At 58.5% G+C, this 14,248-nt stretch carries 16 protein-coding genes; 3 read left to right on the top strand and 13 right to left on the bottom strand.

Features of this window, described 5'->3' with window-relative positions; translation table 11 throughout:
• Positions 1 to 23 precede the first annotated feature (23 nt).
• Positions 24 to 671, top strand: coding sequence for a pyridoxamine 5'-phosphate oxidase (pdxH, locus tag EQV96_RS11115; protein ID WP_095002980.1), 648 nt, complete (start codon positions 24 to 26; stop codon positions 669 to 671).
• A 190-nt stretch (positions 672 to 861) separates the two neighbouring features.
• On the top strand, positions 862 to 1,326 hold the full coding sequence (locus EQV96_RS11110) for a glycine zipper 2TM domain-containing protein (protein WP_095002981.1): 465 nt from the start codon (positions 862 to 864) through the stop codon (positions 1,324 to 1,326).
• A gap of 73 nt (positions 1,327 to 1,399) precedes the next feature.
• Here the strand turns inward: EQV96_RS11110 and EQV96_RS11105 are convergent, their stop codons facing one another.
• From EQV96_RS11105 to EQV96_RS11085, 5 genes are all read right to left on the bottom strand, one after another.
• Positions 1,400 to 1,999 (bottom strand): hypothetical protein, encoded by a 600-nt coding sequence (locus tag EQV96_RS11105; protein WP_095002982.1) that lies wholly within the window; start codon positions 1,997 to 1,999, stop codon positions 1,400 to 1,402.
• A gap of 74 nt (positions 2,000 to 2,073) precedes the next feature.
• Positions 2,074 to 3,252, bottom strand: a complete 1,179-nt coding sequence (gene nhaA, locus EQV96_RS11100; protein ID WP_095002983.1) for a Na+/H+ antiporter NhaA — start codon at positions 3,250 to 3,252, stop codon at positions 2,074 to 2,076.
• A gap of 358 nt (positions 3,253 to 3,610) precedes the next feature.
• The gene (locus EQV96_RS11095; RefSeq protein WP_095002984.1) at positions 3,611 to 5,221 is read right to left on the bottom strand and encodes an NAD(P)/FAD-dependent oxidoreductase; all 1,611 of its coding nucleotides are present in this window, start codon (positions 5,219 to 5,221) and stop codon (positions 3,611 to 3,613) included.
• A 90-nt stretch (positions 5,222 to 5,311) separates the two neighbouring features.
• Complete coding sequence (locus EQV96_RS11090; RefSeq protein WP_170943756.1) at positions 5,312 to 5,983, bottom strand: hypothetical protein; 672 nt, start codon at positions 5,981 to 5,983, stop codon at positions 5,312 to 5,314.
• Positions 5,984 to 6,043: 60 nt separating this feature from the next.
• A complete protein-coding gene (locus EQV96_RS11085) occupies positions 6,044 to 6,643 on the bottom strand; it encodes a short chain dehydrogenase (RefSeq protein WP_095002986.1) in 600 nt (199 codons plus the stop codon).
• A gap of 104 nt (positions 6,644 to 6,747) precedes the next feature.
• Between EQV96_RS11085 and EQV96_RS11080 the strand changes: the two genes are divergently transcribed.
• A complete protein-coding gene (locus EQV96_RS11080; protein WP_095002987.1) occupies positions 6,748 to 7,656 on the top strand; it encodes a LysR family transcriptional regulator in 909 nt (302 codons plus the stop codon).
• Here EQV96_RS11080 and EQV96_RS11075 read toward each other — a convergent pair.
• The 8 genes from EQV96_RS11075 to livH form a co-directional block, all read right to left on the bottom strand.
• Entirely contained in the window at positions 7,653 to 8,156 is a 504-nt protein-coding gene (locus EQV96_RS11075; RefSeq protein ID WP_095002988.1) for a DoxX family protein, read from the bottom strand. The two genes, EQV96_RS11080 and EQV96_RS11075, sit on opposite strands and share 4 nt — an antisense overlap.
• Complete coding sequence (locus tag EQV96_RS11070) at positions 8,153 to 8,926, bottom strand: DNA-binding domain-containing protein (RefSeq protein WP_095025905.1); 774 nt, start codon at positions 8,924 to 8,926, stop codon at positions 8,153 to 8,155. The genes EQV96_RS11075 and EQV96_RS11070 overlap by 4 nt, the downstream gene beginning before the upstream one ends.
• Positions 8,923 to 9,801 carry a DUF692 domain-containing protein gene (locus tag EQV96_RS11065; protein ID WP_095002990.1) on the bottom strand — a complete coding sequence of 293 codons (879 nt, stop codon included), beginning with the start codon at positions 9,799 to 9,801 and terminating at the stop codon, positions 8,923 to 8,925. The genes EQV96_RS11070 and EQV96_RS11065 overlap by 4 nt, the downstream gene beginning before the upstream one ends.
• A 22-nt stretch (positions 9,802 to 9,823) precedes the next feature.
• Positions 9,824 to 10,126: a DUF2282 domain-containing protein gene (locus EQV96_RS11060; protein WP_095002991.1), complete on the bottom strand. Its 303-nt coding sequence runs from the start codon at positions 10,124 to 10,126 to the stop codon at positions 9,824 to 9,826.
• A gap of 294 nt (positions 10,127 to 10,420) precedes the next feature.
• Positions 10,421 to 11,122, bottom strand: a complete 702-nt coding sequence (locus EQV96_RS11055; protein WP_095002992.1) for an ABC transporter ATP-binding protein — start codon at positions 11,120 to 11,122, stop codon at positions 10,421 to 10,423.
• A 1-nt stretch (position 11,123) separates the two neighbouring features.
• Positions 11,124 to 11,891: a high-affinity branched-chain amino acid ABC transporter ATP-binding protein LivG gene (gene livG, locus EQV96_RS11050; protein WP_095002993.1), complete on the bottom strand. Its 768-nt coding sequence runs from the start codon at positions 11,889 to 11,891 to the stop codon at positions 11,124 to 11,126.
• Complete coding sequence (locus EQV96_RS11045; RefSeq protein ID WP_095002994.1) at positions 11,888 to 13,144, bottom strand: high-affinity branched-chain amino acid ABC transporter permease LivM; 1,257 nt, start codon at positions 13,142 to 13,144, stop codon at positions 11,888 to 11,890. The genes livG and EQV96_RS11045 overlap by 4 nt, the downstream gene beginning before the upstream one ends.
• Entirely contained in the window at positions 13,141 to 14,064 is a 924-nt protein-coding gene (gene livH / locus EQV96_RS11040; RefSeq protein ID WP_016779736.1) for a high-affinity branched-chain amino acid ABC transporter permease LivH, read from the bottom strand. The genes EQV96_RS11045 and livH overlap by 4 nt, the downstream gene beginning before the upstream one ends.
• Positions 14,065 to 14,248: the final 184 nt, after the last annotated feature.

Here is a 14,248-nt window from a genome sequence, read left to right as displayed (position 1 = left end):
CTGATTCAAGGAAGGATGGGGGCATGACTCAAGCACTGGCGGATATGCGACGTGACTACACCCGTGACGGGCTGGCCGAGGCTCAGGCCCCGGCCGAGCCTTTCGCGCTGTTTCATCAGTGGTTCGGCGATGCGGTGAAAACCGAGCAGCCACCGGTCGAGGCCAATGCCATGACCCTGGCCACGGTGGACGCCCGCGGGCGGCCGCATTGTCGGGTGTTGTTGCTCAAGGGGCTGGATGAACAGGGTTTTACCTTTTTCACCAACTACACCAGTGCCAAGGGCCAGCAGTTGGCCGAGCGCCCGTTCGCGGCCATGACCTTTTTCTGGCCAACCCTTGAGCGTCAGGTACGCATCGAGGGTCAGGTGGTCAAGGTCACTGCGCAAGAGTCCGATGCCTACTATCAGGTTCGCCCCCTGGGCAGCCGGATCGGGGCCTGGGCCTCGCCGCAAAGCCAGGTGATTGCTGATCGCGATGAACTGGTCGAGCTGCTCAAAGCCACCGAGGCGCGCTTCAGTGACAGCCAGCCCCATTGCCCCGAGCACTGGGGCGGTTATCGCTTGCTGCCCGAGCGCATCGAGTTCTGGCAGGGGCGCCCGAGTCGCCTGCACGATCGCCTCAACTATCGGCGTGAGGGGGCAGACTGGGTGCGTGAGCGCCTGGCACCCTGAAGGCACCCTCTACAGCAAGGCGCGCAATGCAAACCGGCTATTTCGCGCTACTCTTTGCGAAGTCTTGTGTGGGCAAACAGCGCTATTGTTACTGTACAGACGCTGAATAAAGCCCTTTTATCCGCCCTGTGCCGTGACAGGTTACCGGCTGCGGAGTTTAATGAATCCCTGTTATTTTGGAGTTGATCCCATGCGTAAGTCCGTTCTGTTGGTTGCAGCATTCTCTACCATGACTGTTTTGTTGGGCGGCTGCACATCGAGCTTGACCGGCGACACCTACTCGCGCGACGAAGCCCGACGTGTACAGACCGTTCGTATGGGCACCATCGTTGCCCTGCGTCCTGTGCAAATTGAAGGCACCAAGACCCCGATCGGCGCTGCGACTGGCGCTATCGTGGGTGGTGTAGGCGGCAGCGCCATCGGTGGCGGTCGTGGCAGCATCGTCACCGCAGTGATCGGCGCCGTGGCCGGTGGTTTGCTGGGCTCGGCAGCCGAGTCGGGCCTGACCAAGACCCAGGGTGTGGAAATCACCGTGCGTGAAGACGACGGCAGCACCCGTGCTTACGTTCAGCAGGTTGAGCCTAACCAGGTATTCCGTACCGGTGAGCGCGTGCGCATCATGACCGTTGACGGTACCAGCCGCGTTACCCAGTAAAACAGGCGACAGCGTAAAAACAAAACCCCGGCCAGTGCGAACTGGCCGGGGTTTTTTATGGCTGTAAAGCAGCTCAGGACGAGTGCTTGAATGCCTGCTCGGCCCCAGACAGGGTTATGGCGATATGGTCCAGCAAGCGTTCTGCCGTGTACTTGGGCATACAGCTGAAGGCCATCACCACCGCCAGCCCCAGTGTCAGGGCAGGTCGAGGGACGTGACTGACGTTGTACTGCCTGAGGCTGAACACAAATACGCAGGCGGCGACCGAGCCTATCAGCGCTCCGGCGATGGCTTCCGGCAAAGGGTGGATGGTGAGGGCGACGTAATTGATGGCGAACCACCAGGTCGCCAGCAACCCGACCCCGAGTGCAGGCCAGCGCAAGCGCTGATCAAGCTGTTGGCACAGCAGGTTGAGCAACACGGTGAAGACCAGGCAAGCATTCATGGCGTGGCCGCTGAATACGGCAATGCCCAGGTCATGCAGGCCAACGCCCCAGCCCTTGAACAGGATCTTGCTGACGCCCACCACCAGGTAGGCAGTCACCAGCACACCCAACCACAGCAAAGCGATTTTTCTGGATGCGCCCAGCCATAACCAGGCAGCAATCACCAGCGCTGCCGGGAACATCACGGTGATGCCGGCGTATTGCACAATCTGCATTTTATCGACCACGTTTCTCTCTTTTGGTTGTTCACTCAGGCGGGCTGTGTCTCTGTGAGAGCCCGCCTGAGTGAGCAACATCAGGGTTACGCCACCGGCTGTTTACGGCTAAAGAACAGCGTAACACCATAGCCGATCAGTGCTGCGAGGATCGAGCCGGTAAGGATGCCCATACGGTCCATGCCTACATAATCGCTGCCTGCAACGAACGCCAGTGAGCCCACAAACAGACTCATGGTGAAGCCGATGCCGCACAGGATGGCCACGCCAAACACCTGGCCCCAGTTGGCGCCTGCTGGCAGCGCGGCCATGCCGGTCTTGATGGCGATCCAGGTCAGGCCGAACACGCCAAGGGTTTTGCCAATCAGCAAGCCTGCGGCAATGCCCATAGGCACATGGCTGACAAAACTGTGCAGGCTGACACCCGCCAGTGATACACCCGCATTGGCGAAGGCAAACAACGGCAGAATCGCGTAAGCCACCCAGGGATGCAGGGCATGCTCGATGCTCATCAGCGGTGAAGTTTCTGAGTTTTTGGTGCGCAGCGGAATGCAGAACGCCAGCGTTACACCTGCCAATGTGGCATGCACACCGCTTTTGAGTACGCACACCCAGAGGATCAGGCCGACGATCATATAAGGTGCGACCTTGATCACTCCCATGCGGTTCATGGCAATCAGCGCGATCAGGCATGCCGCAGCCAGCAGCAGGGACACACCCGACAGCTCGCTGGAGTAGAACACCGCAATCACGATGATTGCCCCCAGGTCATCGATGATCGCCAGGGTCATCAGGAACAGCTTTAGCGACACCGGTACACGCTTGCCGAGCAGGGCCAGCACGCCGAGGGCAAAGGCGATGTCGGTGGCCATGGGGATGGCCCAGCCGCCGAGAGCGTCCGGGTAATCCTTGTTGATGAACCAGTAGATCAGCGCCGGTACCACCATGCCGCCGATTGCCGCCGCGCCGGGCAGCACCACCTGTGAGGGTTTGGACAGCTGGCCTTCAAGCAGTTCGCGTTTGACCTCAAGGCCGATCAGCAGAAAAAACAAGGCCATCAGGCCATCGTTGATCCACAGCAGCGACGGTTTGGCAATTTGCAGGGCGCCGATTTGCACCGCTACCGGCACGTCCAGGAAGGCCGTGTAGTAATGGGAAAGCGGTGAGTTATTGACGATCAGAGCCAGAGCGGCCGCGGCAATCAACAGCAGACCGCTGGCAGCTTCCAACTGAAAGAACCGAGTGAAAGTGCTACGCAGAGGCAAGGTCGCTCTCCATCAATTAGGTAATAAGGTGCGACACCCTAACCTGTGGGGTTAGTGGTTAAAACAAAAACTATATTCTTTTTTGTTATAAGCAACGGCGTGCTCACACACCGCTCAAGAGCCTAGCAGTTGTGTGTCAAATTGAGTCTGATTTGTGCCTGTGAAGGCTGTAGGAAATAGACCAGCTTTGCTGGTTTTTCAGCAAGGATCCCGCCCGAAGAAGGAGAAGGCGGTGGCTGTGTGGGAGCGGGCTTGCTCGCGATACAGGCGCTACGGTCTGCCTGGCAAACCGTGGTGAATGCATCGCGAGCAAGCCCGCTCCTACATGTCAGGGCTGCAGCCCCTACCGAGTCAAAACCTAGGCTTCGATACCCAGAATGTCGCGCGCTACAGCTTCGGCAATACGGATACCGTCGACACCTGCCGACAGAATCCCGCCAGCGTAGCCAGCGCCTTCGCCTGCCGGGAACAAGCCCTTGACGTTAAGGCTCTGCATCGACGCATCACGGGTCATGCGCAGCGGCGACGAGGTACGGGTTTCGATGCCGGTGAGAATGGCATCATGCATCGAGAAGCCCTTGATCTGCTTCTCGAACGCCGGCAGTGCTTCACGGATGGCTTCAATGGCGAAGTCCGGCAGGGCCAGGGCCAAGTCACCCAAAGACACACCCGGCTTATAGGATGGCTCGACGCTGCCCAGGGCCGTGGACGGTTTGCCCGCAATAAAGTCACCCACCAGTTGCGCCGGAGCTTCGTAGTTGCTGCCGCCCAGCACATAGGCGTGGGATTCGAGACGTTCTTGCAGCTCGATGCCGGCCAACGGACCACCCGGGTAGTCTTCAGGCGTAATGCCGACCACGATGCCCGAGTTGGCATTGCGTTCGTTACGCGAATACTGGCTCATGCCGTTGGTCACAACACGGCCCGGTTCGCTGGTTGCCGCAACCACGGTGCCACCCGGGCACATGCAGAAGCTGTACACCGAGCGACCGTTTTTGGCGTGGTGCACCAGTTTGTAATCGGCAGCGCCCAGCTTCGGGTGGCCGGCATACTTGCCCAGGCGCGCACTGTCGATCAGCGACTGCGGGTGCTCGATACGGAAACCTACCGAGAACGGCTTGGCTTCCATATACACGCCACGATCGTGGAGCATGCGGAAGGTGTCCCGGGCGCTATGGCCCAGCGCCATGATCACGTGGCGAGCATTCAGTTGCTCGCCATCTGCCAGGATCACACCGGTCAGTTGACCGTTGTCGATCAGCACATCAGTCACGCGTTGTTGAAAACGCACTTCGCCGCCCAGCGCGATGATCTGCTGGCGCATATTTTCGACCACACCGGTCAGGCGGAACGTACCGATATGCGGCTTGCTGACATAGAGGATCTCGTCCGGCGCGCCGGCCTTGACGAACTCGTGCAGCACCTTGCGGCCGTGGTGTTTCGGGTCCTTGATCTGGCTGTAGAGCTTGCCGTCCGAGAACGTACCGGCACCGCCTTCGCCAAACTGCACATTGGACTCGGGGTTGAGTACGTTTTTACGCCACAGGCCCCAGGTGTCCTTGGTGCGCTGGCGCACTTCGGTACCACGTTCAAGAATGATCGGCTTGAAACCCATTTGTGCCAGCAGCAGCCCGGCGAAAATACCGCAGGGGCCGAAGCCGACCACAATCGGACGCTCGGTCAAGTCCTGGGGTGCCTGGCCGACGACCTTGTAACTGACGTCCGGCGCTGGATTGACGTTACGATCGTCGGCGAACTTGAGCAGCAGCGGCGCTTCATCGCGCACACTCACATCGATGGTGTAGATGAAGCACAGTTCGGACGATTTTTTACGCGCATCGTAGCTGCGCTTGAACAAGGTGAAATCGACCAGGTCATCACTTTCGATGCCCAGGCGCTGCAGGATGGCAGGGCGCAGGTCTTCATCGGGATGGTCGATCGGCAGCTTGAGTTCGGTGATTCGTAACATTGACAGTGTCCAGTATCGGGGGCCAGGTAAACCCTGGCAGAACCGCTAATTGTAAGCTGCTTCGGGGCAATATGCGGCAACAGTTATCGGTTAGTCGTTACGGGCGCCACCAAAATAGCCGCAGCCGCGCTGGACCTGACCGTTGATCCGTAGCTCGGCGCTCAGATGTTGCACGCTGCCATTGGCACTGTCGGTGCAGCGTTGTGGGGCCACCCACAGCTCGATGCGCTGATTGTTGGCCTCGGTGGACAGGGAGAAGCGGCCATCGCCGACCTGTTCTTCAACGTAGGGCAGCGCCAGGTCGGGCTGGCCTTCGCGCTTGAGCACCATGCCCTTGCCCCCGGCTTGCACTTCCCAGGCCGGGCCATTGCCGTTGGCGTGCACGGTCACCTGCTTGAAGTTGGGATCCTGGCAGGCGCTGTTGCTGCGCTCCAGGCGGTAGAGTTGCTGCAGCTCGACTTCACCGTCTGTACCGGCTGTTGTGCTGGCGCTAAAACGGCCGCGGATATCGGCGAACAACTTGCCCGGTTTATTGGGCATGTAGGTCGCGTCCTGCACCAGCGTGGTGTCGGCGCTGTCACGAACTACATAGCGCTGTTGGCCGACGCAGGGTTGAAACACCAATTGACCATTGGCCGATACCAGCTCGCCCTGCAGGCGGGTTTGACCTGCGGTGGTGTCGGCAGGTTTGCTGCTGAACATCTGGCAACCGGCAAACACGGGCAGCAAGGCGAACAAAGCTAAGGAACGGGCAAAACGCATCATGGGCACTCCTGAAGGGTGTCGCCACGTTACTCAGCCTCGCGATGCATCACAAGTGATTCAACCTACGGTGAATGTCTGCCCGGTTTGCAAGCCTTCCACGCTTTTGGCGTAAGCCAGGGCCACATCGGCGCCCGATACAGGCTTGAAGCCGCGAAAGTACGGGGCGTATTTGTCCATCGCTTCTTCCAGGACCGTAGGGCTCACCGAGTTGACCCGCAGGCCCCGTGGCAACTCAATGGCGGCTGCTTTTACAAAACCGTCAAGTGCCGCGTTGACCAGCGCCGCCGAACTGCCGGTACGGATCGGCTCGCGGTTGATAACGCCGCTGGTGAAGGTGAACGAGGCCCCGTCGTTGGCAAACTCGCGGCCAATCAGCAGCAGATTGACCTGGCCCATCAACTTGTCCTGCAAACCGAGGGCGAAGTCGCTTTCGCTCATGTCAGCCAGTGCGGCGAACGTGACGTTACCGGCGGCACAGATCAGCGCATCGAAGCGCCCGGTTTGCGCGAAGAGTTGGCGGATTGATTCACTGTCGCTGATATCGACCTGATAATCCCCGCTTTTTCGACCAATTTCTACGATCTCATGGCGCGGTGACAACTCGCGGCGAATGGCAGAACCGATGGTGCCGTGAGCGCCGATCAAAAGGATTTTCATGTTGTGTGCCTTTGTGGATGACGTGAGTGCTCAGTCTAGTGGTGCTTTTTAAGTGGGATAAGCGCACTAATAGGTAACCTTTGGTTTTCATATGGAAACAATCCATGAGTGAAATGGATGATCTGGCTGCGTTCGCGGTCTTGATCGACGCTGGCAGTTTTACCTTGGCCGCCCAGCAACTGGGCTGCAGCAAGGGGCAGTTGTCCAAGCGTATCAGCCAGCTTGAGGCGCAGTTTTCGGTGGTGTTGCTGCATCGCACCACCCGGCGCTTGAGCCTTACGGCGGCTGGCGCGGCACTACTGCCACAAGCCCAGGCGCTGGTGGTGCAAGTGGAGCGGGCACGTCAGGCACTTGCCCGGCTAAAGGATGATGTTGCAGGCCCGGTACGCATGACCGTGCCCGTATCCCTGGGCGAGACCTTCTTTGATTCGCTGTTGCTGGAGTTTTCCCGCGAATACCCGCAGGTGCAGATCGAGCTGGAGCTCAACAACAGCTATCGCGATATGGTGCGGGAAGGGTTTGATCTGGCGATACGCTCGCAGGTTGCCAGCCATGAACGGCTGGTGGCCAAGCAGGTGCTTAACTGGCACGAGATCACCTGCGCCAGCCCTGCCTATCTTGAGCAATACGGCGAGCCGGTTACGCCGCAAGAACTGGTCGAGCACCGCTGTCTGCTTAACAGCCACTACAGCGGTCGTGAGGAGTGGCACTACCACCGCCAGCATGAACTGCAACGAGTGCGGGTCTCGGGGTCGTTTGCCAGCAATCACTACAGTCTGCTGAAAAAAGCGGCCGTGATCGGTGCCGGCATCGCCCGCTTGCCCTCGTACATGCTTGGCTGCGAGTTGGCTGATGGGCGCCTGCGTGGCTTGTTGCGTGACTATCAAACGCGCAGCAACCCCATGTATCTGGTTCACCCTTATCAAGGCGGTTTGCCCAGGCGTACTCAGGTATTGGCGGATTTCCTGGTGGGCTGGTTCCAGAGTAATGGTGAGGCCATTGACCTGCTTTAACGAAAACGCTGTGCAATCAGATGATCAATCGACAGCGCACCCGGGCCCTTGGCCATCAAGTACAACAAGACCGCGATCCAGGTGCCGTGAGTCGGGTAGGCATCAGGGTATACGAACAGCTGGATGGTCATGCTCATGGCCAGCAGTGCCAGCGCCGAGAACCGGGTGGCCAAGCCCAGCAGGATCAGCACCGGGAAAACATGCTCGCTGAAGGCGGCAGCGTGAGCAGCCACCTCGGGGGAGAGTAGCGGGACTTTGTATTCCGTACTGAACAAGTACAGCGCAGAGTCAGACAGATGCGGCATACCGAGTTGAAAGGTGCCTTCAACCAGATCGATTGCCAAACCTTCAACCTTGGTCTGGCCTGATTTCCAGAACACCGCCGCAATGGAAAAGCGTGCGACAAAGGCGATCAGTGTGTCGGGTATGCAGTGCAACAGCCCGATTGCGCCTCCGATCCAGCGCTGTAGCAGGCCGGGGCTTATTGTTTGAGTATTCATGGCGAGGCCTCGAGGGCGGGTTGTAAGCCGGTGATGGTGTTATTGCTAATCAACAGTGCCAGGGCCTGGCCCAGGTTAAAGTCTGGGTCGGCTTCCAGGGCATGGGCCGCGGCCAACCCCAGGGCATTCCCCGCTTTGAGCAAGTGCACAAATACTGCGCACCCTGAGCTGACCGTGAATACCTCCACGCGCAATTCATTGCGTATTACCAGGACGCTTTGTGGTTGGCGCGTGTCCAGTCCCTGTATCTGTCCCTGGCGTTGGTGCGCCGCCCACAAGGACGCGATGGCGTAGGGTGAATGCAGCGATGCGACACCGGGGTGCAGTTGCAGGTGTAAATGGGGCAGCCCCTCGGGGCTGTTGAGCGCCTGAGCCAGCAGCCCGGGGTTTACGGCGCACACGTCTGCGGCGTGAAAGGCCTGCACACACAAACGCTCAAGGCGAGCCACGTCCGCCAGGTAGGGCACGCTTCTGGCGGGTGCAAAGGCATTGATAAAACCGGCGAACTGGCTGCCATAGGCGCTCATGACCGGGCTGTCGGGTGGGTGTTTTTGAATAAATATCTGCGCCATGGCCTGAAAAAAGGCCTCACCCACCAATTGCGCAACAACGGGATAGCTGGTGGCCAGCGCGTTGATCAGTCCGCTTTGCACATTGTTACGATATACCGCGAAACGGCGGTCAATGTCGCCGTTGTAGCAGGCAATGCCTGTGGGGGCGGGCGTGTGTGGATTGAGCAATGCTGCACTGAATGTTTCTTGTAGTTTCATGGCTGCACCTGTGCGCTGAACAGGTAGCGGTCAGCTAAGCGGGCTTCCTGAAGCAGTTCGGTGAGAGGGGGCAGATGATTGTCGCGTTCGATCAGGGTGGCCATCGGGCCAATTCGGTCCAGTACTTGCTGGTACAGCGCCCATACCGCTTGATCGACAGGTGCGCCGTGGTTATCGATCAGCAAGCGTTGACCCAGGCTGTCTGCTTCTTCAGCAAAACCCGCCAGATGAACCTCACCTACGGCCTGAAGGGGCAAGGCATCGAGATAGACAACAGGATCGCGGGCGTGGTTGATGCATGACACATACACATTGTTTACATCCAGCAAAAGGCCACAGCCGGTACGGCTTATGACTTCCTGAATAAAACCGGCTTCGTCGAATTGGGCCTCGTCGAACTCGATATAGGTCGCGGGGTTTTCCAGCAGTATCTGGCGCTTCAACACATCCTGTGCCTGGTCCATATGCGCGCATACCCGGTGCAGCGTGGCGGTGTCATAGCGCAAAGGCAGCAGATCATTGAGGAATAATGGCCCGTGGGAGGACCATGCCAGATGTTCGGAAAACATCTGCGGCTGGTAACGCTCGAGCAATAGGCTCAGGCGGCGCAAGTGTTCGGTATTGAGCGGGCTTTCGCCGCCAATCGACAGGCCAACGCCATGAATTGACAGCGGGTAATGTTCGCGGATCAAGCCCAGGTAATGGTGGAAAGGGCCGCCAGCTACCATGAAGTTCTCGGCATGCACTTCAAAGAACCCGATGTCTGGGCGGCTCGCAAGTACATCCACAAAGTGCTCGGCCTTGAGCCCCAGCCCCGCACGAGGCGGGAGCCGGGGCGCACGAGGCGCGATAAGCGAAGCAAGCGGGCTGTGCATTATCAACACTCGGCGGCGCGGATCAGGACTTGCCTTTGTAGGCAGCCAGTTGGCCAAAGCCGGTTGGTGAGGTGTTGCTGGCGGTTTTTTCGCAGGTCCCTTTTGGGACGAGTTTCCAGGCATTGGCCTGATGATCGGTTTTGGCGGAGCCAGCACAGGTAGTGCCAGCGCCGGCGGCGCAATCGTTATGCCCTTTCATGGCAACCCCGAAGCACTTCTCCATGTCGTCGGCAGCCTGAGCGGGCAGGGCGGCAATACTCAGAGCCGACCCCAGAGCAAGAGCCAGGGCTGCGGCAGACAAGGTGCGGGTGGTTTGGTTTTTCATGGTGACTCTCCAGAAATTCCGGTAGCGATTGCTGCCGGGTTACCCAACTAGAGAGGCAAGGGGGGGCGTTGTTACAACTGATCTGAATTATTTTTATGTAGCCGATCGCAGCCTTTGCTCCTCGTCAGCGGCTACAGGAAAAACGTAAACCTGTGGGAACGAGCCTGCTCGCGAACGACCTTCGCGAGCAGGCTCGCTCCCACAATAGGGCTAGATATACAACAGAGTTTCGACAGCTTATGCGTCGTTTAACAAGAAACGGCCCCGAAGGGCCGTTGTGTGTCGCAGGCAGGTTTAGCCGCCCAGGTAGGCGTCACGCACTTTCGGATCGTTGAGCAATTGCTCGCCAGTGCCTTGCATCACCACCCGGCCGTTTTCCAGCACATAGGCACGGTCAGCAATTTTCAGTGCCTGGTTGGCGTTCTGCTCCACCAGAAACACCGTTACACCCTCATTGCGCAGCTGTTCGATGATATCGAAAATCTGCTGAATGATGATCGGTGCCAACCCCAGTGATGGCTCATCAAGCAACAACAGCTTGGGTTTGCTCATCAACGCACGGCCAATGGCAAGCATTTGCTGTTCGCCACCGGACATGGTGCCACCGCGTTGGGTAAAGCGTTCCTTCAAGCGCGGGAACAGGTGCAGAACCTTGTCCATTTGCTCCTCGTATTCCCGTTTTTCGGTAAAGAACCCGCCCATGGCCAGGTTTTCTTCCACGGTCAAACGAGCAAATACCCGACGCCCTTCAGGTACAACGGCGATGCTTTTGCGCATGATCTGGGCCGAGCTCAACCCCACCAGTTCTTCACCCAGGTAGCGAATGCTGCCGCTATGAGCCTGAGGCGAGCCGCACAGGGTCATCATCAGGGTCGACTTGCCGGCACCGTTGGCGCCGATCAGGGTCACAATCTCACCCTGGCGCACCTCTACATTGACGCTGTGCAGGGCCTGGATCTTGCCGTAAAAGGTCGAAACGTTTTCGAATTGCAGCATTTTACGCTTCCCCCAAATAGGCTTTGATCACTTCAGGGTTGTCGCGGATCTGTTCCGGCGTCCCGTCAGCCAAAGGCGTGCCCTGGTTGATCACCACGATATGGTCGGAAATGCTCATGACCAGTTTCATGTCGTGCTCGATCAACAGCACGGTGGCGTTGTGCTCATTGCGCAATACGCTGATCAGCGCCTTGAGGTCTTCGGTTTCCTTGGGGTTCAGACCTGCAGCCGGTTCGTCGAGCATCAGGATGCGCGGGCGCGTCATCATGCAACGGGCGATTTCCAGGCGTCGCTGCTGCCCGTAGGCCAGGGTGCCCGCCGGGCGGTTGGCGAACTCGGTCAGGTTGACCTTGTCGAGCCAGTACGCGGCGTAGTCCATGGCATCACGTTCGCTTTTGCGAAATGACGGGGTCTTGAACAGGCCCGACAGGAAGTTGGTGTTGAGGTGGCGATGCTGGGCAATCAGCAGGTTCTCAACCGCGGTCATGTCCTTGAACAGGCGCACGTTCTGGAAAGTGCGGACCACGCCTTTGCGCGCGATCTCATGACCCGGCAGGCCTTCGATCGACTCGCCATCGAGGACGATGCTGCCCGCAGACGGTTTGTAAAAACCGGTCAGGCAGTTGAATACGGTGGTCTTGCCGGCACCGTTAGGGCCGATCATCGACACCACCTGTTTTTCCTTGACGGTCAAGGCTACGCCGTTTACCGCCAACAGGCCGCCAAAGCGCATGCTCAGGCCGCTGACTTTCAGTAACTCGCGGCTCATTTTCGCAGCTCCAGGTGAGGACGTTGCATAGGCAGCAGACCTTGTGGACGCCAGATCATCATCAGCACCATCAGGGCTCCGAACAGCAACATGCGGTATTCGCTGAATTCACGCATCATTTCGGGCAGCAGGATCATGACCACGGCGGCCAGGATGACCCCCAGTTGCGAGCCCATGCCGCCCAGTACCACGATGGCCAGGATGATCGCCGACTCAAGGAAGGTGAACGACTCAGGCGTTACCAGGCCCTGACGTGCGGCAAAGAAACTGCCAGCAAAACCCGCAAAGGTAGCGCCCAGGGTGAAGGCCGACAGCTTGATCACGGTCGGATTCAGGCCCAGTGCACGGCAGGCGATTTCGTCTTCACGCAGTGCTTCCCAAGCGCGGCCGATCGGCATGCGCAGCAGGCGGTTAATGACGAACAACACCAGCAGTACCAGCACCAGCGCGATCAGGTAGAGGAAAATTACCTTGTTGATCGAGTTGTAGGCGATGCCGAAGTACTCGTGAAAGGTTTGCATGCCCTCGGCGGCGGTTCTGTCGAAGCTCAGGCCGAACAACGTTGGTTTCGGGATGTTGCTGATACCGTTTGGCCCGCCGGTGATGTCCGTCAGGTTACGCAGGAACAGGCGGATGATTTCACCGAAGCCCAGCGTCACGATGGCCAGATAGTCTCCGCGCAAGCGCAACACCGGGAAACCCAGCAGGAAGCCAAAGGTAGCCGCCATCAATCCGGCCAAAGGCAGGCAGATCCAGAAGCTCAGCCCGAAGTAATGCGCGAGCAGGGCATAGGTATAGGCGCCTACGGCATAAAAGCCGACATAACCGAGGTCAAGCAGGCCAGCCAGGCCTACCACGATGTTCAGGCCCAGGCCGAGCATCACATAGATCAGGATCAGTGTGGCGATATCCACTGCACCACGAGAACCGTAGAACGGCCAGATCAATGCCACAACGACCAGACCGAGAATGATCCAGCGTTGAGTGCTGGGCAGGGTCAGGAAGTTGGTGGCCTTGGTGGGCACTTTCGGCAGGCTGGGGGAGTTTCTCCAGGCTGTGGTCAGTTGCTGGTTGAACAACACGCGCACAAACATCAGCAAGGAGCAGATCGCGATCACGCTCAGGGTAAAGGTGCTGGTGTTGTGAACTTCGATGTTGATCCCGACGATAGTCAGTTTCAGGCCGAGTACCGGGTAGGCGACGGCCCAGACCAACAGGGCGCTGAAGAGCGCCGACTTAAGATTCCTAGTCATACTTTTTCAATCTCCGGACGCCCCAGAATGCCGGTCGGACGGAACAGCAGCACCAGTACCAGCAAGCCAAAAGCCACAACGTCTTTGTACTGGTCGCCGAAAATATCGGCACCGAAGGCTTCAGCCACACCCAGCACCAGGCCACCGAGCATCGCGCCAGGAATGCTGCCAATGCCACCCAGTACCGCTGCGGTAAAGGCTTTGAGACCTACCAGGAAACCCGCGTTGGGGTTGATCACGCCGTATTGCACGCTGATCAGCACCGCAGCAACAGCGGCCAGGGCAGCACCGATCACGAAGGTCAGCGCAATAACGTTGTTGGTGTTGATACCCAACAGGTTGGCCATCTTCATGTCTTCGGCGCAGGCGCGGCAGGCACGACCCATGCGGGAGCGTGAGATAAACAGGGTCAGGCCGAGCATGGCGAGGAAAGTGACAACGAAAACCACGATCTGCATGTAGGAGACGATAACTTCGCTGGCACCTCCAGGGCCAAAGGTGAAGCCGCCGGGGATCAGGTTGGGGATCGATTTGTCTTTGGAGTCTTGTGCCAGTAGCACGGTGTTTTGCAGGAAGATCGACATGCCGATGGCCGAAATCAGCGGGATCAGGCGGTTACTGCCACGCAATGGACGGTAGGCAACCCGTTCAATGCTGTAGCCGTAGGCGCTGGTGACCACGATGCTGGCGATAAACGCGGCAGTCAGCAGTAGCGGTACGCTGTCCAGACCCATCATGGTCAGGCCGGCGATGGCGATAAACGCAATATAGGAACCAATCATGTACACCTCGCCATGGGCGAAGTTGATCATTCCAATAATGCCGTAAACCATCGTATAGCCGATGGCGATCAGGGCATAGGTGCTGCCAACGTTGAGGCCGTTAACCAGCATTTGGAAGAAGTGATAGATGTCAGGCATTACAAAGCTCCTAAAAACCTGAGACGCATTTCACTGGTGGAGTCATTTTCCGGCCCGGGCCGTATGGGTTTTCACCCACTTGGAGCACAGGTCTTCTGCCAGCGAACCGCTGGTGACGGTTTTAAAGATTTTCAGGTGGGCAGGCTTTCGGATCACGAAAGCGCGGCCCCATTTCCATGAACCG

This window comes from Pseudomonas sp. TMW22080 (assembly GCF_022496745.1).
Classification (GTDB): domain Bacteria; phylum Pseudomonadota; class Gammaproteobacteria; order Pseudomonadales; family Pseudomonadaceae; genus Aquipseudomonas; species Aquipseudomonas bubulae.
The sequence above is the reverse complement of the archived record's forward strand: the minus strand, read 5'-3'. Positions and strand labels throughout refer to the sequence as shown.